The organism is Microbispora sp. GKU 823, from assembly GCF_002027145.1.
Lineage (GTDB): Bacteria > Actinomycetota > Actinomycetes > Streptosporangiales > Streptosporangiaceae > Microbispora > Microbispora siamensis.
The window spans coordinates 1-26,357 of the sequence record NZ_MWJN01000060.1 but is presented as its reverse complement, the minus strand read 5'-3'; the positions used below and the strand labels follow the sequence as shown (position 1 = coordinate 26,357).

Sequence of the window (26,357 nt, the reverse complement as noted above, 5' to 3'; positions counted from 1 at the left end):
CTCGCTGCGTTCTCGTCGTCGCCCATAGCTCCGCTATGGGCTCCTCCTCGGCCTTGCGATGCATCCATCTGGCCGATCCTCGCTACGGCAAAAGATCACGGGACACTCCTTAGTCGCGCTCGACCGTGTCCTCGAGGACGATCCGGCCGATGATCTCGTACTTCACCGGGTTGCGGGCCCTGAGGTAGAGGGCGAAGCCGCCGCCGAGCACCGCGAAGGCGAGCACGATGTAGGGGATCAGCTTGAAGAACAGGGTGTTGGACGCGTCGCCCGCCGCCGCCTCCTGGTTCTGGAACAGCAGGAAGACGACGTACAGCATGGCCAGGCCGCCGACCAGCGGGGCGAGCAGCGTGCGCCAGAGGCTCTTCGTCTCCGGGTGCTTCTTCTTCACGTGGAAGAAGCCGATGACGGAGAACGAGCACATCGCCTGCACGATGAGGATCGCCAGCGTGCCGAGCACGGCGAGCAGCGTGTAGATGTGGATGTAGGGGTCCATCCCGGCGAAGAAGAACGCCAGCACGATCACGACCGAGATGCCGGTCTGCACGAACCCGGCGATGTGCGGCGAGCCGTGCTTGGGGTGGGTGGCGCCGATGGTCTTCGCGGTGCCGGGGAACAGGTTCTCCCGGCCGAGGGCGTAGAGGTAGCGCGAGGCGCAGTTGTGGAACGCCATCGAGCAGGCGAACGACCCGGTCAGGATCAGGATCTTGAACAGGTCGACGGCCCAGGTGCCGACCATCTCCTGCGTGGGGTTGAAGAAGATGCCGGCGAACTCCTTGGCGGCGATCTCCGGCGCCTTCACGCCGTTGGCCGCGACCACCATCCACGACACGAACGTGTAGAACAGGCCGATGCCGACGACGGAGACGAGCGTGGCCCGGGGAACGATGCGCTTGGGGTCGCGCGACTCCTCGCCGTACATGGCGGTGGACTCGAAGCCCACCCACGACCAGAAGCACATGAACAGGCCGAGGCCGACCGCGCCGGCGGCCAGGCCGTTGGTCGCGAACGCGTTGACCGGGTTGATCGAGGAGGCCATCAGCCCGTCGGGACCGCCGCCGTGGAACAAGGTCACGACCGCGGTCAGGCCGAGCATGAAGATCTCGGTGACCAGGAAGACGCCGAGGACCTTGGCGGTCAGGTTGATGTCGAAGTAGGTGAGGATCGCGTTGAGCGCCAGGCCGAGGAAGGCGAACCACAGCCAGTGGATCTCGACCCCGCCCATGGTCTTGAAGGTGTCGCTCGCCTGGTAGGCGAAGAACCCGATGATCGAGGCCTCGAACACGACGTACGCCATCGTCGCGAGCATCCCCGCGACCATTCCGGCGACCTGGCCGAGACCGTGGGAGATGTAGCCGTAGAAGGCCCCGGCCGCGGTGATGTGCTTGGCCATCGCGGTGTAGCCGACCGAGAAGATGGTCAGCACGATCGTCGCGAACAGGTAGCCCGCCGGTGCTCCGAGGCCGTTGCCGAAGCCGAGCGCGATGGGCACGTTGCCCGTCATGGCGGTGATGGGGGCGGCGGTGGCGACCGCCATGAAGATGACGCCGACCAGCCCGACGGCGTCCTTGCGCAACCGGCTGACGCCCGGGGTCTCGGCGGATGTCGTCACCGCCTGTGTCTCAAAGGTGCTCAAAGCAGTGCCTCCGGGAGACCATGGTGGGGGTGGGGGAGATGTGTGACACGTCACACAAGGTGCGCAAATCGTGCCACTCCATGGTTTGCCCAGGCAAGACCCTTGGTGTTTCGTAGTCCTCACAACGAGAACCGTTGACGTTTAAGGTGCGACCGGTGTCTTATTTGGTCCTACCGATTCACGGACCGATGGGACCGGGATGCTGGACTACGGGCTGTTCACCTTTGCGGACAAGGACGAGGTTCTCGAGAAGTCCTCGGCGTACTGGAACCCGGGGAAGACCCAGTTCTGGATCGACTCCGGTGTTCCGCTGGTCATCGACCGCAGAGAGGGCTACTTCCTCTACGACGTCTCCGGTAAGCGCCTGATCGACGTCCACCTCAACGGCGGCACCTACAACCTGGGGCACCGCAACCCGGAGGTCGTGGCCGCGCTGAAGCAGGCGATGGACCACTTCGACATCGGCAACCACCACTTCCCCTCACTCGCCCGCACCGCGCTGGCCGAGGCGCTGATCGAAACCGGGCCCGAGGGGCTGAGCAAGGTCATCTACGCCAGCGGCGGCGGCGAGGCCATCGACATCGCGCTCAAGACGGCCCGGCACGCGACCGGCAAACGCAAGATCGTCTCCATCGTCAAGGCGTACCACGGCCACACCGGCCTCGCGGTCGGCACCGGCGACGAGCGCTTCTCCCGGCTGTTCCTCTCCGAGCGGCCGGAGGAGTTCGTCCACGTGCCGTTCAACGACCTGGCCGGCATGGAGGAGGCCCTGCGGGGCCGCGACGTGGCCGCCGTCATCATGGAGACGATCCCCGCGACGTACGGCTTCCCGCTGCCCGACCCCGGCTACCTGGAGAGCGTCAAGCGGCTCTGCGAGACGTACGACGCGCTCTACATCGCCGACGAGGTGCAGACCGGCCTGATGCGCACCGGCGAGCTGTGGGGCATCACCAAGCACGGCATCAGGCCCGACATCCTCGTCACCGGCAAGGGCATCTCCGGCGGCCTGTATCCGATCGCGGCGGTCCTGGTCAGCGAGCGCTGCGCCGGCTGGCTGACCGAGGACGGCTTCGCCCACATGGCGACGTTCGGCGGCGGCGAGCTCGGCTGCTTCGCCGCCATGAAGACGCTGGAGATCTGCAACCGGCCCGAGACCCGCTCGATCGTCCACCACGCGTCCGACGTCATCGGCCGGGGACTGGAGCGGATCAGGGACGACAACCCGGGCTGGTTCACCGGCATCAGGCAGAACGGCCTGATCTTCGGTCTGGAGTTCGACCACCCCGAGGGCGCCAAGTTCGTCATGCGGCAGCTCTACGACAACGGCGTGTGGGCCATCTTCTCCACCCTCGACCCCCGGGTCCTGCAGTACAAGCCGGGCATCCTCATCGATCCCGTGCTCACCGAGGAATTGCTCGACCGTACGGCCGTCGCGATCGCACGGGCCGCGAAGGAGGCTGGAAAGTGACGTCCGGGATGCTGGAGCGGGCACGCTGGGCCGCCCGGGCCTTCGCCCGGTACGACAAGGCGAGCGTGGACCGCATCGTCGCGGCGGTGGCCAGGGCCGGCGCCGACAACGCGACCCGGTACGCCGAGTGGGCCGTGCGCGAGACGGGCTTCGGCGTCGCCGAGCACAAGGCGCTGAAGAACGTGGCCTGCTCCACCGGCCTGGTCGAGGAGTACGCCGGCCACGACTACGTGTCGCCGCGCGCGGACCCGGCCCAGAAGATCGTCTCGATCCCGCGGCCGGCCGGGGTGGTGTTCGCGCTCACCCCGTCGACCAACCCGGTCGCCACCGTCTACTTCAAGATCCTGCTGGCGCTGATGACCAGGAACGCGATCGTCATCAGCCCCCACCCGATGGCGAAGGAGTGCTGCGCCGACGCCGCGCGAACCCTCGCCGCGGCGGCGGCCGAGGCGGGCGCGCCGGACGGCGTGATCCAGGTGATCGAGGAGCCGAAGCTGCCGCTGATCGAGTCGATGATGGCCGACCCCAGGGTCGACGTGATCGTCGCCACCGGCGGCACCCCGGTCGTGCGGGCCGCCTACCGCTCGGGCAACCCCGCGCTCGGCGTCGGCCCCGGCAACGTCCCCGTGTTCGTGGACCGCACCGCCGACCTGGAGTCGGCCGCGCGGCTGATCGTGGACAGCAAGGCGTTCGACAACTCGATCCTGTGCACCAACGAGTCGGTGCTCATCGCGGAGGACGCGGTCGCCGACCGGCTCGTGTCGCTGATGCGCGGCGCACACCTGCTGTCGCCCGCCGACCGCGACCGGGTGCGCGAGGCCGTCTTCCCCGGCGGCCGCTTCGACACCCGCTTCGTCGGCAAGGACGCGACCTGGATCGCCCAGCAGGCCGGCGTACGGGTGCCGCCCGGCACCCGCGTGCTGCTCGCGCCGATCGACCGGCCCATGCCGGAGGAGCCGCTGGCGCACGAGAAGCTCTGCCCGGTGCTCGCCCTGCTGCGCGTGCCGTCCGCGCGGGCCGGGATCGACGCGGCCAGGGCCGTGCTGCGCATCAGCGGCGCCGGCCACTCGGCCGCGATCCACAGCACCGACTCCCGCACGATCATGGAGTACGGCGCGGCCGTGCCGGTGCTGCGCGTCTCGGTCAACTCCGGCAACAGCCTGGGCGGCTCTGGCGTCCACACGAACCTGCCGATCTCCATGACGATCGGCACCGGCTACGTCGGCGGTTCGTCGGCGGGGGAGAACCTCCAGCCGGGCAACCTGGTGAACTGGACGAAGCTCGCCTACCACGTGGACGCGCCGTTCGGCGACTTCGCCGGGCTCGATCCGTGGTCGCCGCCCGACGGACCGGTGCCGCGCTATCCCGAGCCGTCCAACGCGCGTACGGCTCCCGCCTCCCCGGCGGCCCAGGCCCCACAGGCCGACGTGCTGCGCGAGGAGATCAGGCGGCTCATCCTCGAAGAGCTCGCGTCGCTGGTGAGGTCGTGACATGGCCGAGCTGCGTTCCTTCATCTTCATCGACCAACTGCAGCCGCAGACCATGTGCTACCTCGGCACCTGGATGCGCGGCGCGCTGCCCCGGCTGAACCAGGCCGCGCAGATCATCGAGATCGCTCCCGGGCTCGACATCGAGCCGCTGACCGACGTTGCGCTCAAGCACGCCGACGTGAAGGCCGGCGTGCTGGTGGTCGAGCGGCAGTTCGGCTACCTGGAGTTCCACGGACAGATCGGGGAGGTGCGGGCGGCGGCCGACGCCGTGCTCGACGCGCTCGGCGCGAGCGCCGCCGACGCCGTGGCGCCCCGCATCCTGGCCTCCGAGATCGTCTCCAGCCTGGACGGGCAGCACGCCTTCCTCATCAACCGCAACCGCGTGGGCTCGCTGGCCCTGCCGGGCGAGTCGCTGTTCGTCCTGGAGTGCCAGCCCGCGTCGTACGCGATCCTCGCGGTGAACGAGGCCGAGAAGGCCGCGGAGATCAAGGTCGTGGACTACCGCATGATGGGCGCGACGGGCCGGGTGTACCTGTCCGGCCGCGAGTCCGACGTCCGCCAGGCCGCCGACGCCGCCCGCCAGGTGCTGGGCGACAGGGCGGGAGCCGTGCGATGACCGCGCTCCCGGCCGACGAGCTGCGACTGCTGGTCCGCGAGGTGCTGCGCGACCTCCTCCCCGCGATCTCCGCCGCGACCGGGCCGACCGGGTTCGGATCAGCCACGCCGGGGACACCCGGTGACGCGTCCGCGACCGGCGGGCGGACCGGGCACGTGTCCATGGCCACCGCGCCGGCCGGACACGTGCCCGGTGCAACCGCGGAGACGCCCGGCGCAGCGCCCGCGGCCGAACCTGTCGTGATCGGCGGCGACGACGACCTCAACGCGTTCGCGCTGCGGGTCCTCGACCTCGCGGCGGACCCGGCCCGCGCCGCCGCCCTGCGGTCGGGACGGCTGCGGTTCCGCCTGGCCGCCCCCGCGCCTGCCGCCCCGCCCGCTCAGCCCGCTCAGGCCGCCCAGGGGGCCGTACGGCAGGAGACCGTACGCCAGGAGGTCGTGCGGCACGAGAAGGGGCCGTCACCGAGCGGCACGTGGCGGCGGCCGCCGCCGCGGGCGCCCGGCTGGTCCTCGGCCGCCGCGCGGTGCTCACGCCGCTCGCCAGGGAACGGGCCCGGGCCTGCGGGCTCACCGTGGAGAGGGAGGACTGATGCTGCGCGGCACCGTCACGTCGAGCGTGTGGTCCACCAAACGGGTCGAGGGCATCCCGGCCGGCGCGTTCCTCGAAGTCGAACTCGACGGGGGAGCCCGGCTGATCGCCTTCGACGTGCTCGGCAGCGGCATCGGCGAGCGGGTCCTGATCGTGCAGGGCTCGGTGGCCGCCTCCTGGTTCCCCGCCCAGAAGTCCCCGCCGATCGACGCACTGATCATCGGCTCCATCGACGAAACCGTCTAACCGAAGGAGAGGCACATGGCCAACAACGCGATCGGCCTGATCGAGACCAAGGGCTACGTGGCTGCGCTCGCCGCCGCCGACGCCATGGTCAAGGCGGCCAACGTCACGATCGTCGGACGCGAGCAGGTCGGGTCGGGACTGGTGGCCGTCACGGTCATCGGCGACGTCGGCGCGGTCAAGGCCGCCACCGAGGCCGGGGCGGAGACCGCCTCGAACGTCGGCGAGCTGGTCTCGGTGCACGTCATCCCGCGCCCGCACGCCGACCTCGCCCGCGCGTTCAACCTCTCGACCGGTGAGTAGCGCCGCCCCTGCCCCCCGTTCCCGTGCGCGTGCCGCCGCCAAGGCGGCGGCCCCCGCGGAGCGGCGTACGGCGGAGCTGCGGGTCTACCTGCTGGTGGAGAACCTGCGGCGGCAGTTCACCGCGGCGATGGCCGCGCCCACCCGGGCCCGGGGCTACCCGCCGTACGAGGGGCAGCACGCGCTGATCGTGGAGGTCGCCCCCGGCCTCGCGATCGAGCGGGTCATCGACCTCGCCCTGCGCGCCGTGCCGTCCGTCGAGCCCGGCATCCTGTTCGTCGAGCGGCAGTTCGGCGTGCTGGAGGTGCACGGCTCCTCCCTGGAGGAGGTACGGCGGGCCGGGCAGGCGATCCTCGACGGCATCGGCGCCTCGGCGGGCGACCAGTTGCGGCCCCGGATCCTCTACACCGACGTCATCGAGGACATCACGGACCAGCACGCGGTGCTCATCAACCGCAACCGGCAGGCCTCGATGGTCCTGCCGGGGGAGACGCTGCTGGTCTGCGAGATGACCCCGGCGCTGTTCGCCACCGTGGCGGCCAACGAGGCCGAGGCGGCGGCGCCGGACATCACGCTGGTGGACGTGCAGATGATCGGGTCGGCCGGGCGGCTCTACATCAGCGGCCGCTCCTCCTCCGTGCGTACGGCAAGGGACGCCATCGTCCGCGTCCTCGAATCCGTCGAGGGCCGCGACCACTGACGGCATCCGCCCCAGACCGAGCGAGCCGGAGGGGCGCGCCGCCGGTCTGGACTGAGGAGCGCGCGGGGAGCGAGGGACGAGCGACTCCGAGCGACGAGGGAAGTCGGCGGACGTGAGCGCCCCGACGAGCGACGCGGGAAACACAGCGGGGAAGATCTGACGGACACTTCCACAGGACCCTTTAGGAGAACGCATGCAGGTCCACGACCTGTCCGGCGGCGACGACGTCCTCGCCCGCATCGAGGGGGTCGCCCGCCGCGCCCTTCGACACTACGACGTTTCCCCTGACGCCTCCGTAACGCTGCTCAACGTCTCGGAGAACGCGACCTTCACGGTCGGCGACGGCGGGCGCCAGGCGATCCTGCGGGTCCACCGGCTCGGTTACCACTCGCTGGAGGCCATAGCCAGCGAGCTCGCCTGGCTGGACGCGCTGCGCGACGAGGCCGGGATCGTCACGCCGCGCGTGCTGCCCGCCCGCGACGGGTCGCGCGTCGTCACCATGCGGGAACCCGGCTCCGAGCCCCGCCACTGCGTGATGTTCGAGTTCCTTCCGGGCGCCGAGCCGGCCGAGGACCGGCTGGTGGAGGAGTTCGAACGGCTGGGCGCGCTGACCGCCCGCATGCACCGCCACGCCCGCGCCTGGGCGAGGCCGGCGTCCTTCACCCGGTTCCACTGGGACCTGGACGCCGCCTTCGGCCCGCAGGCGCGCTGGGGCAGGTGGCAGGACGGCGTCGGCGTGGACCGGGAGGCGCACGCCGTGCTCGCCCGGCTGGAGGCCGAGCTGCGCCGCAGGCTGGAGCGGTTCGGCAAGGGCCCCGACCGGTACGGACTCATCCACGCCGACCTGCGCCTGGCCAACCTGCTCGTGGACGGCCAGGCGGGGACCAGCGTCATCGACTTCGACGACTGCGGCCTCGGCTGGTACCTCTACGACCTCGGCGCCGCCGTCAGCTTCATCGAGCACCGGCCCGAGGTGCCGCACATGGCGGAGTCGTGGGTGCGCGGCTACCGGTCCGTGCTCGACCTCCCGAAGGAGGACGAGGCCGAGATCTGGACGTTCATCATGTTCCGCCGCCTCCTCCTCGTGGCGTGGATCGGCTCCCATTCGGCCGCCGACGTCGCCCAGGAACTCGGCGCCGGCTACACCCAGGGCAGCTGCGAGCTGGCCGAGCGCTATCTCAGCGGATCACTCTAAGGAGTCCATGTGTTCACCCCAGTGGCCGGGCGGTCGGTCGTCGTGACCGGCGGCAGCAAGGGCATCGGCAAGGGCATCGCGCGGGTCTTCGCCCGCGCCGGTGCGAACGTCCTCATCGCGGGCCGGGACGAGGAGGCGCTGAAGGCCGCGGCCGCCGAGATCGGCGCGTCGTACGTGGTCGCGGACGTGTCCAGGGCCGCGGACTGCGAGCGCATCGCCGAGACGGCGGCCGAGCGGCACGGCGGTGTCGACGTGCTGTGCGCCAACGCCGGCATCTTCCCCGACAAGAAGCTCGCCGAGATGACCGAGGCCGACATTGACGAGGTCTTCGGCGTCAACCTCAAGGGCACCATGCTCTGCGTCCGCGCCTGCCTGCCCGCGCTGGAGGCGTCCGGCCACGGGCGGATCATCCTCACCTCCTCCATCACCGGTCCTTTCACCGGCCTGCCGGGCTGGTCGCACTACGGCGCCAGCAAGGCGGGCAGCTCGGGTTCATGCGCACCGCCGCGATCGAGCTGGCGCCGAAGGGCGTCACGGTCAACGCCGTCTTGCCCGGCAACATCCTGACCGAGGGACTGGCCGACCTGGGGGACGACTATCTGCGCGGGATGGAGGCCGCGATCCCGATGCGCCGGCTCGGCTCGGTCGAGGACATCGGCAACGCCTGCCTGTTCCTCGCCACCGACGAGGCGGCGTTCATCACCGGGCACTCGCTCGTCGTGGACGGCGGTCAGGTCCTGCCCGAATCGCAGGATGCGATGAGTGGGTTGTGATCTAATCGGGCCACCCATGCTCTGTCATGGTTCGTCCCTGTGAGACGGAAAGGGTGAGCAGGTGTCCCGCGACCTGGATGGCGAGAGCGCGGTCGAGGCGGTGCGGCGGGAGGTCCTTCGGCTCATCACGAGCGGCGAGCTCCGGCCGGGCCAGCGGCTCGGCTCGGAGCGCGAGCTGTCCACCCGCATGGGCGTCAGCCGTACGACGCTGCGCCAGGCGCTCGGGCTGCTGGAGCAGGCGGGCACGGTGCGCCGGGTGCCCGGCAGGGGCGGCGGGACGTTCGTCAGCGGCGGCAAGGTGGAGCGCGACCTGTCGAGCGTGGTCGGCGTGCCGGCGCTGCTGCGCGAGCAGGGCTTCACCGCGGGGTCGCGGGTGGTCAGGGCCACGATCGCGGGCGCGGACGAGGCGACCGCCGCGGCCCTGGGCATGCAGCCGGGCGACCTGGTGACCGAGATCGTCCGCATCAGGTTCGCCGACGGGGTGCCGCTCTCGCTGGAGCAGGCCCGGTTCCCCGCGCTGCGCTTCCCGGGACTGCTGGAGCAGCCTCTCGGCGGGTCGGTCTACGAGCTGCTCGCCGAGCGGTACGGCGTGCGCCCTGCCGACGCGCTCGAACGCATCGAGGCGGTGGCGGCGGGGGGAGGAGGAGGCGGCGGTGCTCGGCGTGGAGCCCGGCGTGCCGGTCCTGGCCATCACCCGCACGACCTCCGACGAGCAGGGCCGGGCCTTCGAGTTCTCCCAGGACGTCTTCCGGGGTGACCGCACCCGTGTCCTCGTCCACGTGAGCGGCGCGACCGGCGCCACGCACTCCGCCCGCGAGCAGGGCCGGCTCGTGCGCTTCCCGGAGGTGACGGGGTGACGGCGTACGCGGCTCCCTGGGCGGTGCGGGTGGCGAGCGCGCCCGTCAACTTCGGCGTCTACCGGCCCGACGGGGCGCCGCTGGGGCCGCAGGAGTTGCTCGCGACGATGCGCGAGGCAGGGTACGACGGCACAGACTCCGGGCCGATCGGCTACCTGGGCACCGCGCGGACCCTGCCCGAGCGGCTCGCGGCGCACGGTCTCGGGCTCGCCGGCGGCTGGGTGGACCTCCGCTACGACGACCCGGACGGCTTCCGCGAGGACCTGGCCGCGCTGGACGCCGCTCTCGACGTGTTCACCGCCGCCCGCGACGCCGCGCTCGGCGCCGCGTCCGGCGGCTCGGAGGCCGGAGGAGACGCACGGGTGGCCGGGGCGGCCGATCCGCGTTTCGCGCCGCGGCCGACGCTCGCCTGCCCGGACCGGCCCGAGCGGTTCGCCCGCCCGGCATGCCTGCCGACCCCCGGCTCTCCCTGCCCGATGGCGACTGGCCGGCGTACGCCGGGCGGATCGGTGACGCGGCGGCCCGCTGCCGCGACCGCGGCCTGGAACCCGTCTTCCACCACCATCTGGGCACCGACGTCGAGACGCCGGAGGAGGTCGAGCGGCTGCTCGACCTGACCGACGTCTCGCTGTGCCTGGACACCGGGCACCTGTGGCTGGCCGGGGGTAACCCGGTGGCGGCGATCCGCGACTGGTCCTCGCGCATCCGCCAGGTGCACGTCAAGGACGCCTCCCGGGACGTCCTCGCCCGGATCCGCGCGAGCGGCGGCGACCTGTGGGACCTGGTCGCGGCGGGCGGCTTCCCGCCGCTCGGGCAGGGCGACCTGGACCTGCCCGCCGTGCTGGCCGAGCTGCGGCGGTCGGGTTACGAGGGCTGGATCGTGATCGAGCAGGACGTCCCGGCCTTCCGCGCCTCGGACGCCGAGGCCCTGGCGCGGGCCGTCGCCGACCAGCGGGCCAACCGCACCGCCTTCGGCGAGGCACTCCGCGCCGCCGGCTTCGCCTGATCCACCCCGTCAGCCGCCGGTCGCGGCTTGTTTGTCGTCCGTCACTGCTATGAATGGCGCCATCTTCTGATCTTCACGGAAACGAGTCGTTCGATGGCGTCAGTGATGTTTCGCGATGAGACCGCGACAGGCCGCGCTCTGGCCGAGTTCTCCCTTCCGGACCTGCCCGGCCGGATCACGGCCCGTGAGCTGGTGCGTCTGCGCGTCCGCGAGGAGGTGGCCCGTCACAACGCGTCTCCCGCGCCGTACTTCCGCGGTCTGGTCACGCCGACGGACGCCGAGGTGGAGCTGAACGGCTACCGGATGCGCACCAACCGCAAACTCGACTGGGAGAGGCAGGCCGACGCCGCCGAGGCCGCCTTCGCCCGCAACGGCTTCCTGCTGCTGGTCGGCGACCGCCAGATCGAGGACCTCGACACGGAGATCGACCTGACGGCCGATCCCGTGGTTTCGTTCGTCAAGCTCGTCCCCCTGGCCGGAGGCTGACGTTGGACGCCGGTCCCCGACTCGACGATCACCAGGCAGATCCGGTCATGAACCTCCACGGCACACCCCTGTCCCCGCGGGCGCGGTACCTGCACGACCTGATGACGGGCGCCGCGAGGCTTGCCCAGCGGGTGCGGCTCCTGCCTGATCTGTTCGAGGGCGTCGCCACCGCGAGTGCCACACACAGCCTCGACGCCTCGCAGCTCAGCGCGTACGAGCTGGGAGCGCTGCTCCCCGCGGTGTACCGCGTCGACATCGAGAACGGCGATGCCGTCGACGCACGGTGGGAGGTCGCAAAGGAGGTGAGAAAGCGTCAGCCCCTGTTCACGCCCGAGGCGTGCGCCGCCCTGTTCGACGCCATGACCGGGCAACGGGCGGACATCCGGCTCGGGGCGTGCGCGCTGGTCCGGTGTCCCGCGGGCGCGCCGCTCGACCGGCTGGCCGATCCGGCCCGCGCCGTGGTGGAGCGCCTGCTCCGGGAGAATCGGCTCGACGAGCCCTTCTCGCTGCTGGCGGCCGCCGGGCTCGCCGGGCTGGACGCCGAGGTGGCCGAGCGGCTCACCGCCGGCCGCGGGCCGCTGGCCGTGGCCGAGGTGGAGCTGCTGCTCGGCTGGGACGCGGCACAGCGGGCGCTGTTCGCCGAGTTCGTGGAGGAGATCTCCCCGGGCCCGCTCTACAGGGACGTCCCGCCGCCGCTCCCCGACGCCCGGGAGCGGCTGAGCGCCCTTCCCGGCTACGTCGCCTTCGTCCGCAGCACCGTGGAGGCGGCCGCGGCCCGCGTCGCCGCGATCCACGCCGGGGAGCTGCCCTATCGGGCGGAGAAGGCGTTCGGCGTGGGGGAGAAGGGGACCATCGGCCGCGCCGTGCGGATCGCGCTCCTCCGGGACGAGCCCTGGCTCCCCGGGCCGCTGGAACGGCTGGTGCGCGGCGTCGCGGTGGCGCCCACCAAGGCCAGGACCCTGCCCTCGCAGGGAGTGCTGTTCGAGATCGCCCGCGCGGCCGAGGACCACCCGACCCCCGAGGTGGTCTCGGCCCTGCGCGCCGCCAGGGAGGAGACCCGGCACGCGGGGGTGCCCAAGCAGCTCGACCGCAAGCTCAAGCGCATCGAACCCGCGCTGGCCGACCGGGTGGAGGTCGCCTTCCGGCTGCCGGACGGGCGCGTACGGCAGGCGCTGGGCGAGCACACCGCGGTCATCTCGATCGAAGGCGAGGTCGAGCTGTCGTGGTGGCACGGGGACAGGAAGCTCAAGACGGTCCCCGCCGCGGTGAAACGGGAGCACCCCGAGGAGGTCAAGCGGCTGCGCGAGCTGGCCAAGCAGGCCCGGCGGCAGCAGGCGACCCTGGTCAGGGCGCTGGAGGCCGGGTACGCCCACCAGGTCGGGCCGCCCTACCGGCAGTTGGAGGGACACCCGGTCGCGGACCGGTTGATCTGGGACTTCGAGGTGTCGCCCGGGGTGTGGCGCAGCGAGCTCGGGCTGACCGTGCCGGACGTGCCCGTGCGGCTGTGGCACCCCGCCCGCGCCACGCCCGACGAGGTGCGGGCCTGGCGCGAGATCGTGCAGGACAAGGAGCTGCGTCAGCCGTTCAAACAGGCCTTTCGCGAGGTGTACCTGCTGACGCCCGCCGAGGAGGCGACCGGGACCTATTCCAACCGGTTCGCCGGGCATGTGGTCGGCTACCACAAGCTGTACGCGCTGTTCAAGCAGCGTGGGTGGCAGGCCGGCTATCTCGGGCCGTGGGACGGCGGCCACGAGGGGGAGGCCCGGAGGGTGCTGGGCGGAGGGGGCTGGCGGGCGACGTTCCTCCACGACTATCTCTGGCACGGGGAGGACGGATACGCGACCACCGGCGAGGTCCGCTTCCATCGGATGGCCGAGGACGGCTGGCGTGAGGCGCGGCTCGCCGAGGTGCCGCCGCTGGTGTTCAGCGAGGCGATGCGCGATGTGGACCTGTTCGTCGCGGTCGCGTCGATCGGCGCCGATCCGGAGTGGCTCGACCGGGGAGTGGACGGGCTGCGGGACTACTGGCAGTCCTACGGCTTCGGAGATCTGTCCGAGAACGCCCGGGTGCGCCGTGACGCGCTCGCCCGGTTGCTGCCGCGGCTGGCGATCGCCGATCGGTGCGCGCTGACGGATCGTTTCCTGGTGGTGCGGGGTGAGCTGCGTACGTACAGGATCCACCTGGGGTCGGGAAACATCCTGATGGAGCCCAACGACGCCTATCTGTGCATCGTCCCACGCGGGTCCGGCGACCGGGTCTTCCTGCCGTTCGAGGAGGACGGCGGCATGCTGTCGGTCATCGTGTCCAAGGCCTTCCTGCTCGCCGCCGACACCCGGATCACCGACCCCACGATCGTCCGTCAGATCCGTCCGTGACTCACTGCGCGCGGCGCAGCCTGCGCAGGAACGCCCGGAGACCGGACCTCGGGCGCCACTCGCCGCCGTCCTCCCCGCCGTCCTGCGCGCCGTCCTTCAGGGCCGGCGGCGACGGCTCACCGCCGGGTTCGGGCCGGGGCGTGCCGGGGAAGCTCCGGCTGAGCTCGTAGTGCACGGGCAGGGAACGCAGCGTGCGTACGAAGGGGGAGGGACGCCAGGGAAGCGGGCCGGCCGGGAACGCCGGCTTCAGCGCCGAGAACCGGTCGAGCAGGCGGCGCACCGCGATCGTGGACATCTGCATGGCCAGCCGCTGGCTCGGGCACCTGTGCGGGCCCGCACCCCACGCCAGGTGGGCGCGGGTGCTGCGGACGGTGCCGCGGGTGAGCGCGCCGGCGAACCGCGGGTCGGCGTGCGCGCCCGAGATGGACAGCATCACCGGATCGCCGGCCGCGATCGTGAAGCGGCCGAGCTTCACGTCCGTCCTGGCGTAGCGGAAAGTCAGGTTGGCCAGCGCGGGGTTGGACAGGGCGACGCGGTTGACCGCCTCATCGATCGCGCCGACCGACACGGTCTCCCTGAGCCGGGGGCCGGTGATCACCTCGTGGATGACGTTGCAGATCAGGCTGCCGGTGAAGTCCAGGAAGCCGGACAGCATCATCAACTCGCGGGCGAGTTCCTCGTCGGTGAGGTCCGGCTTCGCCTCGATCATGTACGACGGCAGGTCGTCGCCGCGCCGCTGCCGTTTGAGCGTCGCCAGTTCCAGGAGGGCGGCGTACAACCGCTGGTACGCCCCGGCGGAGTCGGGGCCGTCCAGCAGGCGCCACTGGTCCTCCACCATGTCCTCGCCCCGCTCGATGGTGACGCCGAGCATGTGGTTGGCGACGAGCAGCGGGAACGGCCGCCCGTACTGCGCGGCGAGGTCGGCCTGCCCGGCGGGCCCGCCTTCCGCCATCGCGTCGATGAGGTCGTCGCAGTACCTCACCATGGCGCGTTCCAGCCGCTGCGCCTGCTCGCTCCCGGGTTCCTGGAACGGCCGGAGCCCCGCGATCCAGGCGCCGCGCAGCCCCCGGTGTCTCTCCCCGTCGTGGAAACCCGAGTTGTCGGCCTGCAGGAGGGCGAGCAGCGGCCAGTCGGCGGGAACGCGCCCCTCCGCGTACGCCCGCCAGTTGTTCACGCGCTTGCTCCACACGTCGCGCGCGTTCTGCATGACGTGCAGCACCTCGTCGTAGCCGAGCACGAACCAGACAGGCACGCCGAGGAGGTCGATCGGGGCCACCGGGCCATACCTGGCGCGCAGGCGCTCGTGGACGGGCGCGGGATCGGCCTCGTAGTCAGCGGTGAGCAGGGACTCCAGGGGTAACGAGATGAGCCCTTCCACGGCCGACGAGGACCATCTTTCCGAGATCAAGGGCCTGCGCCTGCCTTTCCTGCCGCATGTCGGGTACGGGCGGCGATCTTAGAGCGTCCGCCCGCGAATGTCAGCGCCCCGGCTCCACGCGTGCCGCCGGATGGGCGCGGAGCTGCGACGTAGTGTGGCGGCATGACGCTGGAGCTGGACGGCAGGATCGTGAAGATCACGAATCCGGACCGCGTGGTCTTCCCGCGGTCCGGGCACACGAAGCTCGACCTGATCTCCTACTACCGGGTGGTCGCCGAGGGTGCGGTGCGCGGTGTGGCCGACCGGCCGGTGATACTCAAGCGCTTCGTGCACGGCGTCGACAGGGAGGCGTTCTTCCAGAAGCGCGCGCCCGCCAAGCGTCCCGAGTGGGTGGAGGTCGTCGAGCTGAGCTACCCCTCCGGCCGTACGGCGGAGGAGGTGGTGATCCGGGACCTCGCCCACCTGCTGTGGACGGTGAACCTGGGCTGCGTCGACCTCAACCCCCATCCCGTGCGGGCCCATGACCTCGACCATCCGGACGAGCTGCGGATCGACCTCGACCCCGTGCCCGGCGTCGGCTGGGAGCAGATCGTCCGGGTCGCCCTGGTCGCCAGGGACGTGCTGGAGGAGCACGGCCTGACCGCCTGGCCCAAGACCTCTGGTTCGCGCGGCTTCCACGTCTATGCCCGCATCGAGCCGCGCTGGACCTTCCGCGAGGTACGGCGCGCCGCCGAGGCCGTGGCCAGGGAGGTCGAGCGCAGGGAGCCGGACGTCGCCACCAGCCGGTGGTGGAAGGAGGAGCGGCAGGGCGTCTTCGTGGACTACAACCAGAACGCCCGCGACCACACCGTCGCCTCCGCCTACTCCGTACGGCCGACCGGCCTCGTCTCGGCCCCGCTGGCCTGGAGCGAGGTGCCCGGGTGCCGGCCGGAGGACTTCACACTCGCGTCGATGCTCGACCGGTACGCAGAGACGGGCGACCCGTGGGCCGGGATGGACGAGCGGGCGGGTTCCCTGGAGGCTCTGCTGGAGCTGGCCGAGGCCCAGGGGCCGCGGCCGGACAGGCCCGCCGCCCCGCCCAGGCAGGGGCGGCGTCAGCCCGTCATGCCGCTCGTCGAGATCGCCAGGGCCGCCACGCGGGACGAGGCGATGGCCGGGCTCGAACGGTGGAAGGCCCGCCACCCCGAGGTGGCCCGCCTCCTGCAGCCGGCCGACGTCCTGGTCGACTCGATGCGCGGGCGCAGCTCGACCTGGACCAGGATCCGGGTCAACCTCCGGCACGTCCCCGAGCCCGATCGGCCCGGCCAGGAACCGCTGGAGGTCGACTACGACCCCTACGGCAGAGATCAGCCGGGGCCGTAGACGTCCCACAGCTCCCCGAGGAAGAACCGGCAGAAGCGGGCCACGGCCGCCGCGCCGTCCGGCCCGGCCGTACGGAAGGTCGTGAGCATCCGCACGAGATCGGACGGCAGGATGCGCAGCGTCCCCGCGGCGACCACGGTGGCGTCCTCGTCCCCGTCCTCCTCGACGTGCCCCTCCAGCAGGCGGGCGTGCAGGGTGGAGGTGTCCAGCCACAGGCGGGTCGGCGCGCCCGGCAGGATCTCCTTGTGGCCGGCCAGCGTGCGGGGGCGGCCGTCGGCGTCCCAGAAGTGCAGCCGGTAGCACATGCGCCGCTGCCCGGCCGTGTCCCCGGGGACGAACAGGTTGAACGAACCCCGGGCGAGCGGCCGCCTGCCGCCGCACGGGTCGGCCTCGATCCAGCCCTCCGCCCTGGCCTCGTGCTCGGGCTCGGTGAGGAAACGGTCGATGTCGTCGATCGTGATCGTGAGGCGGAAGGAGAACGGGAACCCTCCGGCCGCACTCCCGCGAGCCGTACGGCCGGGCGAGCCGGGCGGGCCGGGCGAGCCGGGCGGGCCGGGCATCAGGAGCCCCCGCATCTCCTCCACGAACCACAGCGAGGTCCGGCCCTCGAACACGCTCGGCTCGTCCGCGGGCCCGGCCGCGAAGGGACGGCCGCCGGAGACGGCCGTCGGCGCCTCCGGACCGGCCTGTGTTTCCGGTGTTCCCGTCGTCTCCTGAACCTCCGGCGCCGCCGGCCGCGCCACCGTCCCCACCGGCACGGCCTGCGCCCCCACCTCGATCGGCGGCACGGCGGACAACTCCACGGCGGATGCCGCCAGGGACGCGCGGGTCTCCAGGATCCGGGTGCTCATGCGGTCGGCGAGCGCGGCGATCGTCAGCGACGGGTTGGCGCCGACCGGCCCCGGCAGGGCCGCGCCGTCCGCGACGTACAGCCCGGGGAAGCCGAAGACCTCCCCGTACGCGTCGCAGACCCCCTCGCCCGGATGGCGGCCCATCGGCGCCCCGCCCAGCGGATGCACGGTCATGACCCGCCTGCGCCACCACGGCGGGCTGTCCACGTACTCCGCGCCGAGCACGTCGCCGATCCTGCGCATGATCGCGCGCAGCCGCTCGTAGTAGTCCTCGCTGGTCTCGGCCGTCCAGTCCACGTCGAGGCGGCCGTCGCGCAGGCGCAGCCTCCCGTCCGGGACGTCGCGGCCCATGCCGAGCAGCGGCAGCGAGGTGCCCGACAGCTCGCCCCGGCCGATCAGGTCGGCGAACTCCGCCGACAGGTTGGTGTCGTGGGTGAGGACGTTGCGCAGCCGCCGCAGCAGGAACCGGGCGATCCGGCCGGGCCCCAGGTCGGCACCCTCGACCAGGTAGTCGACGAACTCGGGATAGCCGCCGTCCTCGATGTAGGCGCCGCGCCCGTCCGCGCCGTCGTCGAGCCGGATCGCGCTGGTGATGACCGGTCCGCGGCTGGCCCGGATGGGCCGGGTCTGCTCCGGTCGGTCGCCCGCAGCAGGAACGCCAGCATGTCCCCGTTGCCGCAGAAGCGGGTGCCGAGCGTCCCGCTCAGGCCGGGGAAGGCCGCCCGGTTCTTCAGCAGCAGGTAGGACGTGCCGTACGTGCCGGCGGCCAGGACGAGCCGGTCGCAGCTGATCGTGTGCGGCCCGGTCCACCGCGGCAGCCCGTCGGGCTCCTCACCCGCCTCGTCCCTGCGCGGCATGTGCTCGACGTACTGCACGTCGTAGCCGCCGCCCACGCGCGGCCTGATGCGCCGCACCTCGTGCAGGGTCCGCAGGTCGGCGCCGTGGTGCCGGGCGGCCGACAGGTAGGTGTGGTCGAGGCTGTTCTTCGCGCCGTCGTTGCAACCGAGGTCGCACTCGCCGCACAACCGGCACGTACGGCGCGGCATGCCGTGCAGGTTGCCGTACGCCGCCCCGGCGATCGGGACGCCCTGGCAGGGCTCCGCCCCGGGCGAAGGCGCGAAGCTGACGGCCAGCGGCGGAAGCCGCCAGTCGAGCCCCAGCTCGGCCGCCGCGTCCCGCATGGCGAGCGTCTTCAACGTGTCGTCGTAGCCGGGGTGGCTCAGCGGGTAGGGCGACACACCGATCATGCGCTCGACCGCGTCGTAGTGCGGATCGAGGTCGGCCCTGGTCACCGGCCACGACTCGTAACCGCCGCCGGGCAGCGCCTGCTCGTGGACGAACCAGTCCTCGTCCTTGCGCAGCATGATGTTGGCGTAGATGAGCGAGCCGCCGCCGAGACCGCTGGCGACCACCGAGTCGCAGTCGGAGAAGCTCCAGATGTCGAACATCCCGTACAGGCCTTCGGCCGGGTCCCAGAAGGCGCGGCCGAGCTGGGCCGGGCCGCGCGGGAAGTCGCCCGGCGCGTACGCCCTGCCCCGCTCCAGCACCACCACCGACAACCCCGCCTCGGCGAGGCGGTAGGCGGCGACCGCGCCGCCGAAACCCGAACCGACCACGACCGCGTCGACGTGTTCCATAGTGATCTCTCGGTGTCGCGTCAGCGACCGCTGTGTCGCTTCAGGAAGTCAAGGATGTGCGGGAAGACGTCCCGGTGCGCGTTCGCCCCGATGAGGGGGTCGATGTGCCCATACCCGGGCAGGATCCGCAGCTCGTGCCGCCCCGGCGCCGCCTTCGACAGGACGCGGTGGCAGACGATGTTGGAGTCGGTGAAGACGTCGTTGTGGTCGCCCGTCAGGAACAGGATCGGCGTGTCGACGTCGGCCGCGTTGACCAGGTAGTCGTCCGGCAGCGCGGCGTACCGCGGGTCGCCGGTGTCGTACTTCACCGCCCGCCCGGCCGCCACCATCTTCCGCACGTGCCGGTAGTAGTGCAGGTCGCAGGCGCCGTTGAGGTCGGCGAGCCGCTCGTGGAGGTGCGTGCTCGGCGTCAGGTTGCGGTGGCGGTACATCGCGGGCCTGCCGCTGCCCCACATGAAGCTCTGCATGTGGCAGGCCGCCTCCCGGCACTCCGGATGGAAGAAGGAGACGGCGCGGGCCAGCAGCCACCGCCGCGTCAGCGGGGGCGCGTCCCTGAACCGCGGGTCCAGGTAGGGCAGGCCCGTGCCGTACTCCAGCAGCGCGGGGCCGAGGGCGAGCTTGAGGCGGGCCCAGGGGTGCACCCGGGGCGTCAGCGCGACGCTGTTGGCGACCACGCTGGCGATCCCGCTCACGGCTCCGGAGAACAGGCTCATGTGGAAGGTCACCGATCCCAGGCAGTGGGCCACCACGTGGATCCGCCGCGCCCCCACGTGGCGGCGGATCTCGCGCAGTGCTGCCGGGTGGTCGTACTGGGCGATGTCGTCCAGCGTGTGCCTGCGGGTCTCCATCGTGTACGGAAACCTGTTGCTCATCCGGAAGTCCAGCGTCCACACGTCGCCGAACCCGCTGTCGTGCAGGAACCCGACCAGGTTCGTGTGCTCCGGCATGATGAACATGTCGCTCGACGAGGTCAGTCCGTGCACGAGCAGCACGACGTCGTCCGGCGCCCCCTGCGCCGGCGTGTCGTCGCGGCGGAACCGGGTGAGCTGTAACCCCAGCTCGTCCTCGGTGGCGAACGGATGAACCGTGACCTCGGCCTCCCGCACGCCGTCGAGCGTGAACCGGGGTATGCGGTGTTCCATCCGATCGCCTTTCTGCCGGGTTTACGATCCCAGGACCACCCGTACCGGCGGCATCGTGGAAAACCCGTACTTACCGGCACTCACCGCGTGAGGGCGGTCGCCACGCCGACCCGGGAGGTCACCTCCAGCTTGGCGAAGATCCGCGACAGGTGCGTCTCCACCGTACGGACGCTGAGGAAGAGCCGCTCGGCGACCTGCTGGTTGGTCAGCCCCTCGGCGACCAGCAGCGCCACCTCCAGCTCCCGCGGCGACAGCCCGAACCTGGCCGCCTCGCCGCCCGCGGCCGTGGTCGCGCCGCCGCCCGCACCCGTACGCCGAGGCGGCGCAGTTCTCGCTCGGTGCGCGCCTTGAGCGCGCGGGCGCCGCAGGCGTCGAAGACCTCGGCCGCGGCGCGCAGATTCTCCCTGGCGCGGCTCCGGCCGCCCGGCGTCGCGAGATGCGCGAGCCCGGCGGTGAGCAGGGCCCGGCCCGCGTCGAGCCGCCGCCCGCCCGCGTTCAGCAGGCGGGCCGCCTCCTCCGCGGCCCCGGCCGCCGCACCCGGGTCCTGACGGGACAACGCGTGCGCGCGGGCGAGCGCGGCGAAGCCGCAGTAGGCCGGCAGGCGCGGCTCCTCCAGCCGCACGGCGAGCGCCGCCCACTGCGCCGCCCGCGCGGGCCCTCCGCGTCGGCCCCCTCCGCGTCGGCCTGCGTGCTCGTCTCCCGGGCGGCGTCCGCGTAGGCGAGCGTCTCGCACGCCTGGAGCAGCGTCCCCGGATCCACCCGCGGCGACTCGAACCGATTGCACGCGTCCAGCACCGCCTCGACGCCCTCGGCGAACCGGCCCGCGTTGACCAGGGCCTGTCCCCGCGCGTAGCGGGCCGTGGCCTCCCAGGTCTCGCCCGCCCCGACGCCGCACCGCACGGCCTCCTCGCCGGCGCGCAGGGCCGCCTCGTCGTCGCCGCTCCACGACTCGGCCAGGCAGACCTGGGTGAGCGCGAAGACGAGCTGCTGCCCGGAGTCGAGCAGCCTGGCCCCCTCGACGGACTCCTCCGCGGTGGCCCTGGCCTCCGCCAGGCGGCCCGTCGCCACCAGCGTCTTGGCCCGGCCCGCGAGCAGGTTGGTCAGGATGTAGGTCTGCCCGGTCGAGCGCGCGACGGCCGCCGCCCGGTCGAAGTGCCGCAGCGCCTCGCCGTACCGGCCGAGGTAGGACTCGGCCCAGCACAGCCAGGCGATGGCGTCCAGCCACTCCGACAGGTGCTCGTCCGGCGCGTCCGCGAGCAGCTTGCCGGCGATCTCGGCGTAGCGCAGCGCGTCGTCCGTACGGCGGGCGGCCAGGGCGGGCATCGGGCGCAGCGCCGCCACCGCGACCGCGAGCCCCGGCTCCCAGTCGTCGGCGCTGTCGGGCATCAGGTCGAGCACGGCCTGGGCGGCCCGGAAGTCCACCCGCATCATGCTCTCGGCGACCAGGCGCATCCGCATCGGCACGGCGGCGGCCGCCCGCGGGTTGGGCATGCGGCTCAGCTCGTCCAGCAGCAGCGCCCTAGCCTCCTGCGGGCGGTCGAGCTGGCGCTCCATCAGCGCGCAGACGCGGGCCGCGCGGCCCCTGCGGGGGTAGTCGTCCTCGGGCAGCCTGCGCAGCAGTCGCGGGCGGTGTCGCGGCCCTCGGCCAGCCTGCCGCTGATCCCCTGGGCCCAGCTCAGCTCCAGCATCAGGGCGAGCCGGTCCTCCCGGTTCGCGGCGTCGTCCGGCATGAGCCGCAGCGCCGCCTGCAGCCAGTGCGCCGAGGCGGCCGGCGCGTGCGCGGTCACCGCGCGGGCCGCGGCCACCAGCACCTCCACGGCCCGTTGGTCGCCGAACGACCCGGAATGCTCGACGTGGTGGGCCTGTACGGTCGCCGGGGCGCCCAGCTCGGCCAGGTGGGCCGCGATCCTGGCGTGCGCGCCCAGGCGCCAGCCCGCCGCCGCCGACTCGTAGACGGCGCGTCGCACGAGGGGGTGGCGGAAGCGGAACCGCCCGCCCGCGCTGCGGACGATGTCGCGCTCGACCAGCTCGTCCAGCGCGGCCAGCGTGGCGGCCGGCGGCACCTCGGCGGCCACGGCGGCGACGGCCGGTTCGAACTCGTCGGCGGCCACGGCGGCGGCCTGGGCCACCAGCAGCGCGCCGGGGGACAGGTCGCCAGCTCGGATCTCGGGAGCGCGGCGAGCACGGTCGGCGGCAGCTCGGCCACGTCGGTGCCGCCCATCCGGGCCAGCGCCTCCAGGTAGAACGGGTTTCCGCCGCTGGCCTCGTACAACGCCATGCCGCGTCCCCGGCTGACGTCGGGGCCGAGGAACTGCCGGACCTCCGTCGCGCTGAGGGGACCGACCACGACCTCGTGCCCGCGCGGGCCGGCCGCCGCGGCCAGCCGCGCCACGCGCGGGGCGGCCTGGGCCGGGCGGAAGGCCACCGCCATCAGCACCGGGCCCGCGGGCGGATGCCGTACGACGTGGTCGAGGAACTCGAGCGTGCCGTCGTCGGCCCAGTGGACGTCGTCGAGGACCAGCAGCAGGCCGGTGGGCCCGGCCAGCGCGCCCACCAGGTGCCGTACGGCCCGGTAGAGCCGATATCGGGCCAGACCGCTGCGGTCGTCGGCCAGCGTGGGCTCGTCGCCGGCCGGGCCCCCGTCGGCGGCGAGCCCGGGGAAGACGCCGGACAGCAGAGCGGCCTGCCCGGACCCCACGGCCCGGACGACCTCCTCGCGGCGTGCGTCGAGATGGTCGTCGAGCGCGTCAACCAGCGCGCTGTAGGGGAGCATCTGCTCGTACTCGGCGGCGCGTCCCCACAGCGGGGTGAAGCCGTCCCCGCCGGCCATCGCCGCGAGCTCGCCGAGGAGCCGGGTCTTGCCCGCGCCCGGCTCGCCGACCAGTGCGAGGAACTGGAACCCGTCGCGGCGGCTCGCGGCCATCGCGCCCCGCAGCGCGGTCAGCGCGTCCTGCCGTCCGACCAGTGGCGCGGAAGTGCCCGTGACGACCGGACCGGCCGTACGTCCATCCATCCGCACCCCACACGCGAACGCGCGGGCCGCCCCCGCCGGCCGCGCCGACAACACCCAGTAACTGCACTTTACAGATCACGGGACCCTTGCAGGGGACCGGTCCGGCATTGACACCCTATGGAAAGTATTCGAAAAGGAACCGGTCAGTTCGGGCGATTCCGGGATCAGGGGTGCATGGCACCGGGTACGGGACGCCTCGTTCACACATCGTCACCGCGGAGGTGCCAGGTGCTGGACCGGAGTGCCGATCCCAGGGGGCGGCGCACGCCGTACGGACCTCCCGACGCGGTGGAACGGCTCGCCGCGGCCCTGCCGAGCCACATGCGCGACGCGCTTCCCCCGGTCATCCGCCTCGGCAGCCCCTGGCCGGTGCGCGTGGACGTGTTCCCGGAGGATGGCGTCGCCGGGCCGGACGCCGAGCGCTGGGTTCCCGCCGTCTCCGCGGCGGGTTCCAACGGCGACGCCCTCGACCTGGCGGTGCGCGGCGGCCGGGTCGTGGGCGTACGCGGCCGGGCCGGCGACCGCGTCAACCACGGCAGGCTCGACCCGCGGGAGTGGCAGGCCTGGCAGCCGCGCGCGGGCCGGCTGACCCGCCCCCTGGTTCGTGAGGGCGGAGTTCGTGAGGGCGGGCGGCTGGTCGAGACGACGTGGGACGTCGCGATGGACCGCGTCGTCGCGAGGTCGCGGGAACTGCTCGCCCGTCCCGGCGGCTGGGGCCGCCTCGCCTTCTACACGGGCCCGCGGCTGTTCCTCGAGGAGCACTACACCCTCGCCGTCATCGGCAAGGCGGGGATCGGCACCCCGCACATGGACGGCGACACCCGCTGGGGCGCGGCGGCGGCCGCCGCCGCGCTCGCGGCGAGCTTCGGCACCGACGGCCAGCCCGGCTCGTACACCGACGTGGACCACTGCGACGCGCTCGCGCTGTGGGGACACGACTGCGCCGCCACCCATCCGGTGTTGTGGGAGCGCATGCTCGACCGCCGGCTCGGATCCAGGCCGCCCGCCATGATCGCGGTGGGCCCGGAGGGGACGGCGGCGGCCAGGGAGGCCGACGTCCACCTTGCCGTACGTCCCGGCACCAACGTGGCCCTGCTCAACGGGCTGCTGCACGAGCTGATCGCGGGCGGCTGGCACGACGCGGCCTACGTCGCCGCGCACGCCGTGGGGTTCGAACGGCTGTGGCGGGTTGTCGAGGCCTATCCCGCCAAGCGGGCGGCGGAGATCTGCGCGGTGCCGGTCGGCAGATCGAGCAGGCCGCCGAGATCCTGGGCGCGGCCGAACGGCTGGTGTCGACCGTGGGCCAGGCCTTCCTGGGCTCCAACCAGGCGACCGCCGCCGCCTGCCAGGTCAACAACGTCCACCTGCTGCGCGGCATGCTCGGCCGTCCGGGGGCCGGGCTGTTCCAGCTCGGCGGGCCGGGATGCGACGCGCTGGAGGCGGGCTCGGCCGCAGACCTGCCCGGACTGCGCAACTGGGCCGACACGGGGCACGTGCGCGAGCTGGCGGACCTGTGGAACGTCGACCCCGCCGTCATTCCGCACTGGGGGCCCGCCACGCACGCGACCCAGATCCTCAGGTACGCCGAGGAGGGCTCGGTCGGGCTGTTGTGGATCACGGCGTCCGATCCGGCGGCCACGATGCCCGGCCTCGACCGGATCCTCGCGAGGGAGGACCTGTTCGTCGTCGTCCAGGATCCGTACCTGACCGAGACCGCGCTGCTGGCCGACGTGGTGCTTCCGGCGGCTGCCTGGGGCGAGAAGACCGGCACCGTCACCGGGGCCGACCGCACGGTGCACCTGTGCGAGAAGGCGGTCGAGCCGCCCGGGGAGGCCAGGACGGACCTCGACATCCTGCTCGACTACGCGCGGCGGATGGACCTGCGCGACCGGGACGGCCGGCCGCTCGTGCGCTGGACCGACGCGGAGTCGGCGTTCGAGGCGTGGAAGGCGTGTTCCAGAGGCCGTCCGTGCGACCACACGGGGATCACCTACGAGCGGTTGCGGGCCGGCGGGATCCAGTGGCCCTGCATGCCGTCCAGTTCCCACGGGGTCGAGCGTCTGTACGCCGGGGGACGCTTCGCCACCGGGCCGGGGCACTGCCAGACGTTCGGGGCCGACCTCGCCACGGGGGCCGAGTACGGCGAGGAGCGATACCGCGCGGAGAACCCCGGGGGACGGGCCTTCCTCCACGCGGCCGACTGCGAGCCGTCTCCCGAGGTCGCCGACGACGAGTACCCCCTGGTGTTCACGGTTTCGCCGCGGCGCTTTCCGGCCCGGCCGGCCCGTCTCGGCGACGCCCCGCCCGAGCCGTTCCCGGGCCAGCCCCACCTGGAGCTCCACCCTGGCGACGCCGTGGCGCTCGGCGTCGAGGACGGCGACCTCGTCCGGGTCGAGTCGCCCCTCGGCGTGCTGGAGGCCGTCGCGCGCCTGTCGGGCGTACGCCCGGGAGTCGTGCTCCTGCCGCTCGACGGGCAGGACGAGGCCGTGACGAGGGCGGCCGCGGAGCTGACGCTCACCGCGTGGGACCCGGTGTCCCGCAGGCCGCTGCGCACGGCGGCGGCGGTCCGGCTGGTGAAGGCCGGGCGGTGCGGGGACGCGCCCGTGGGGGACGCCCCCGTGGGGGAGGGCCTCTACTCGGCCGCCGCCACGCGCCTCGGCCGTGGCGTGACCGCGCGGCCCGAGGTGACGACCGCGGCCGGAGGAGGGGAGGCGCCGGAACGGTACGAGGAGGTCTGACGTCCGCGATCGCCGGAGATGAGGTGGGGTCGGCCTACCGGAAGGAAGCGACGACATATGGCCCTTGCAGGTTGGGGGGACGCCGCCCGCGGGTGGGACGACGCGTGAGCGAGCATCTGGCGCGCTACCTGGAGACGCTGTCGCGCACGCAGCACACGCTGTCGTCCGGGTTCCGCGCGCTGCGGCGCGGCCATCCCCGCGAGCCGGACCTGTGCGGCGTCTGCGAGCGCCTGGCCGCGCAGTGCGACGATCACGCCGAGCGGCTGGAGCCCTTCCAACGGCGGTACCGCTCCGGGGGCTCCCGCGACCGAGTCTTCGACGCCGGGGGTTTCGATACCGGGGGATTCGACACTGCGGATTTCGGCGCCGGGGGTTTCGACGGCGGGGTTTCGACGGCGGGGTTTCGACGCCGCGAGTATCGACGGCGGGGGTTTCGACGCGACGGGCCTTGAGCCGGCGGACCTCCAGCGGGTGGTCCGCGGGGCCGTGGAGCGGGAGCGGGC

Annotated in this window: 26 protein-coding genes and 2 pseudogenes; 17 read left to right on the top strand and 11 right to left on the bottom strand. The window is 72.7% G+C overall.

Annotated elements, in window-relative coordinates; all coding sequences use genetic code 11:
- Window positions 1-109: 109 nt before the first annotated feature.
- A complete protein-coding gene (locus B1L11_RS27485) occupies window positions 110-1,612 on the bottom strand; it encodes an APC family permease (RefSeq protein WP_204048196.1) in 1,503 nt (500 codons plus the stop codon).
- Between the two features lie 223 nt (window positions 1,613-1,835).
- Here B1L11_RS27485 and B1L11_RS27480 point away from each other — a divergent pair, with 223 nt between their 5' ends.
- Genes B1L11_RS27480 through B1L11_RS27470 form a run of 3 tightly spaced genes read left to right on the top strand, consistent with a single transcriptional unit; the run spans window position 1,836 to window position 5,210 of the window.
- Window positions 1,836-3,104 (top strand): aspartate aminotransferase family protein, encoded by a 1,269-nt coding sequence (locus tag B1L11_RS27480; RefSeq protein WP_079317484.1) that lies wholly within the window; start codon window positions 1,836-1,838, stop codon window positions 3,102-3,104.
- The gene (locus B1L11_RS27475; protein WP_218671350.1) at window positions 3,101-4,594 is read left to right on the top strand and encodes an aldehyde dehydrogenase family protein; all 1,494 of its coding nucleotides are present in this window, start codon (window positions 3,101-3,103) and stop codon (window positions 4,592-4,594) included. The genes B1L11_RS27480 and B1L11_RS27475 overlap by 4 nt, the downstream gene beginning before the upstream one ends.
- Before the next feature lies 1 nt (window position 4,595).
- Window positions 4,596-5,210: a BMC domain-containing protein gene (locus B1L11_RS27470; RefSeq protein WP_079317482.1), complete on the top strand. Its 615-nt coding sequence runs from the start codon at window positions 4,596-4,598 to the stop codon at window positions 5,208-5,210.
- 98 nt (window positions 5,211-5,308) lie between these two features.
- Here B1L11_RS27470 and B1L11_RS27465 read toward each other — a convergent pair whose 3' ends face one another.
- Window positions 5,309-5,656 carry a hypothetical protein gene (locus tag B1L11_RS27465; protein ID WP_079317480.1) on the bottom strand — a complete coding sequence of 116 codons (348 nt, stop codon included), beginning with the start codon at window positions 5,654-5,656 and terminating at the stop codon, window positions 5,309-5,311.
- A 142-nt stretch (window positions 5,657-5,798) separates the two neighbouring features.
- Between B1L11_RS27465 and B1L11_RS27460 the strand changes: the two genes are divergently transcribed.
- From B1L11_RS27460 to B1L11_RS27420, 10 genes and pseudogenes are all read left to right on the top strand, one after another.
- On the top strand, window positions 5,799-6,044 hold the full coding sequence (locus tag B1L11_RS27460) for a EutN/CcmL family microcompartment protein (RefSeq protein ID WP_079317478.1): 246 nt from the start codon (window positions 5,799-5,801) through the stop codon (window positions 6,042-6,044).
- Between the two features lie 15 nt (window positions 6,045-6,059).
- Window positions 6,060-6,344, top strand: coding sequence for a BMC domain-containing protein (locus tag B1L11_RS27455; RefSeq protein ID WP_079317476.1), 285 nt, complete (start codon window positions 6,060-6,062; stop codon window positions 6,342-6,344).
- Complete coding sequence (locus B1L11_RS27450; protein WP_256862933.1) at window positions 6,337-7,041, top strand: hypothetical protein; 705 nt, start codon at window positions 6,337-6,339, stop codon at window positions 7,039-7,041. Before B1L11_RS27455 ends, B1L11_RS27450 begins: the two co-directional genes overlap by 8 nt.
- Window positions 7,042-7,234: 193 nt before the next feature.
- The gene (locus B1L11_RS27445; protein ID WP_079317474.1) at window positions 7,235-8,236 is read left to right on the top strand and encodes a phosphotransferase enzyme family protein; all 1,002 of its coding nucleotides are present in this window, start codon (window positions 7,235-7,237) and stop codon (window positions 8,234-8,236) included.
- A 9-nt stretch (window positions 8,237-8,245) separates the two neighbouring features.
- Window positions 8,246-9,009 (top strand): annotated as a pseudogene (gene fabG / locus B1L11_RS52085) (3-oxoacyl-ACP reductase FabG).
- 61 nt (window positions 9,010-9,070) lie between these two features.
- Window positions 9,071-9,766, top strand: coding sequence for a GntR family transcriptional regulator (locus B1L11_RS27435; protein WP_218671349.1), 696 nt, complete (start codon window positions 9,071-9,073; stop codon window positions 9,764-9,766).
- Window positions 9,672-9,866: a UTRA domain-containing protein gene (locus B1L11_RS55200; RefSeq protein WP_372974735.1), complete on the top strand. Its 195-nt coding sequence runs from the start codon at window positions 9,672-9,674 to the stop codon at window positions 9,864-9,866. Before B1L11_RS27435 ends, B1L11_RS55200 begins: the two co-directional genes overlap by 95 nt.
- Window positions 9,867-10,311: 445 nt before the next feature.
- Window positions 10,312-10,872: a sugar phosphate isomerase/epimerase gene (locus B1L11_RS48670; RefSeq protein ID WP_218671347.1), complete on the top strand. Its 561-nt coding sequence runs from the start codon at window positions 10,312-10,314 to the stop codon at window positions 10,870-10,872.
- A gap of 105 nt (window positions 10,873-10,977) precedes the next feature.
- Window positions 10,978-11,358 carry a hypothetical protein gene (locus B1L11_RS27425; RefSeq protein WP_256862930.1) on the top strand — a complete coding sequence of 127 codons (381 nt, stop codon included), beginning with the start codon at window positions 10,978-10,980 and terminating at the stop codon, window positions 11,356-11,358.
- Between the two features lie 47 nt (window positions 11,359-11,405).
- Window positions 11,406-13,733 (top strand): DUF4132 domain-containing protein, encoded by a 2,328-nt coding sequence (locus B1L11_RS27420; RefSeq protein WP_143737597.1) that lies wholly within the window; start codon window positions 11,406-11,408, stop codon window positions 13,731-13,733.
- Between the two features lies 1 nt (window position 13,734).
- Here the strand turns inward: B1L11_RS27420 and B1L11_RS27415 are convergent, their stop codons facing one another.
- A complete protein-coding gene (locus B1L11_RS27415) occupies window positions 13,735-15,111 on the bottom strand; it encodes a cytochrome P450 (RefSeq protein WP_218671346.1) in 1,377 nt (458 codons plus the stop codon).
- Between the two features lie 162 nt (window positions 15,112-15,273).
- On the opposite strand from B1L11_RS27415, the gene ligD reads away from it, so the two are divergent.
- Entirely contained in the window at window positions 15,274-16,473 is a 1,200-nt protein-coding gene (ligD, locus tag B1L11_RS27410; RefSeq protein ID WP_079317466.1) for a non-homologous end-joining DNA ligase, read from the top strand.
- Here the strand turns inward: ligD and B1L11_RS52075 are convergent.
- The 8 genes from B1L11_RS52075 to B1L11_RS27380 form a co-directional block, all read right to left on the bottom strand.
- The gene (locus B1L11_RS52075) at window positions 16,458-17,675 is read right to left on the bottom strand and encodes a GMC family oxidoreductase (protein ID WP_256862929.1); all 1,218 of its coding nucleotides are present in this window, start codon (window positions 17,673-17,675) and stop codon (window positions 16,458-16,460) included. The genes ligD and B1L11_RS52075 overlap by 16 nt on opposite strands.
- Before the next feature lie 44 nt (window positions 17,676-17,719).
- Complete coding sequence (locus B1L11_RS52070; protein ID WP_256862928.1) at window positions 17,720-18,961, bottom strand: FAD-dependent oxidoreductase; 1,242 nt, start codon at window positions 18,959-18,961, stop codon at window positions 17,720-17,722.
- 20 nt (window positions 18,962-18,981) lie between these two features.
- Window positions 18,982-20,103, bottom strand: a complete 1,122-nt coding sequence (locus B1L11_RS27400; RefSeq protein WP_079317464.1) for an alpha/beta fold hydrolase — start codon at window positions 20,101-20,103, stop codon at window positions 18,982-18,984.
- Between the two features lie 80 nt (window positions 20,104-20,183).
- Window positions 20,184-20,336: a response regulator transcription factor gene (locus B1L11_RS52065; protein WP_256862927.1), complete on the bottom strand. Its 153-nt coding sequence runs from the start codon at window positions 20,334-20,336 to the stop codon at window positions 20,184-20,186.
- Entirely contained in the window at window positions 20,309-20,659 is a 351-nt protein-coding gene (locus B1L11_RS52060) for a hypothetical protein (RefSeq protein WP_256862926.1), read from the bottom strand. The genes B1L11_RS52065 and B1L11_RS52060 overlap by 28 nt, the downstream gene beginning before the upstream one ends.
- Window positions 20,599-21,657, bottom strand: a complete 1,059-nt coding sequence (locus tag B1L11_RS52055; protein ID WP_079317462.1) for a tetratricopeptide repeat protein — start codon at window positions 21,655-21,657, stop codon at window positions 20,599-20,601. The genes B1L11_RS52060 and B1L11_RS52055 overlap by 61 nt, the downstream gene beginning before the upstream one ends.
- A complete protein-coding gene (locus B1L11_RS27385) occupies window positions 21,657-21,920 on the bottom strand; it encodes a hypothetical protein (RefSeq protein WP_079317460.1) in 264 nt (87 codons plus the stop codon). Before B1L11_RS27385 ends, B1L11_RS52055 begins: the two co-directional genes overlap by 1 nt.
- Complete coding sequence (locus tag B1L11_RS27380; protein ID WP_079317458.1) at window positions 21,887-23,116, bottom strand: AAA family ATPase; 1,230 nt, start codon at window positions 23,114-23,116, stop codon at window positions 21,887-21,889. Before B1L11_RS27380 ends, B1L11_RS27385 begins: the two co-directional genes overlap by 34 nt.
- A 117-nt stretch (window positions 23,117-23,233) precedes the next feature.
- Between B1L11_RS27380 and B1L11_RS55195 the strand changes: the two are divergent.
- The 3 genes and pseudogenes from B1L11_RS55195 to B1L11_RS27370 all read left to right on the top strand — a co-directional run.
- Window positions 23,234-24,199 (top strand): annotated as a pseudogene (locus B1L11_RS55195) (molybdopterin-dependent oxidoreductase); the annotation flags it as partial.
- Between the two features lie 98 nt (window positions 24,200-24,297).
- On the top strand, window positions 24,298-25,854 hold the full coding sequence (locus B1L11_RS55190) for a molybdopterin oxidoreductase family protein (RefSeq protein WP_372974734.1): 1,557 nt from the start codon (window positions 24,298-24,300) through the stop codon (window positions 25,852-25,854).
- 104 nt (window positions 25,855-25,958) lie between these two features.
- A complete protein-coding gene (locus B1L11_RS27370) occupies window positions 25,959-26,306 on the top strand; it encodes a hypothetical protein (protein WP_079317456.1) in 348 nt (115 codons plus the stop codon).
- Window positions 26,307-26,357: the final 51 nt, after the last annotated feature.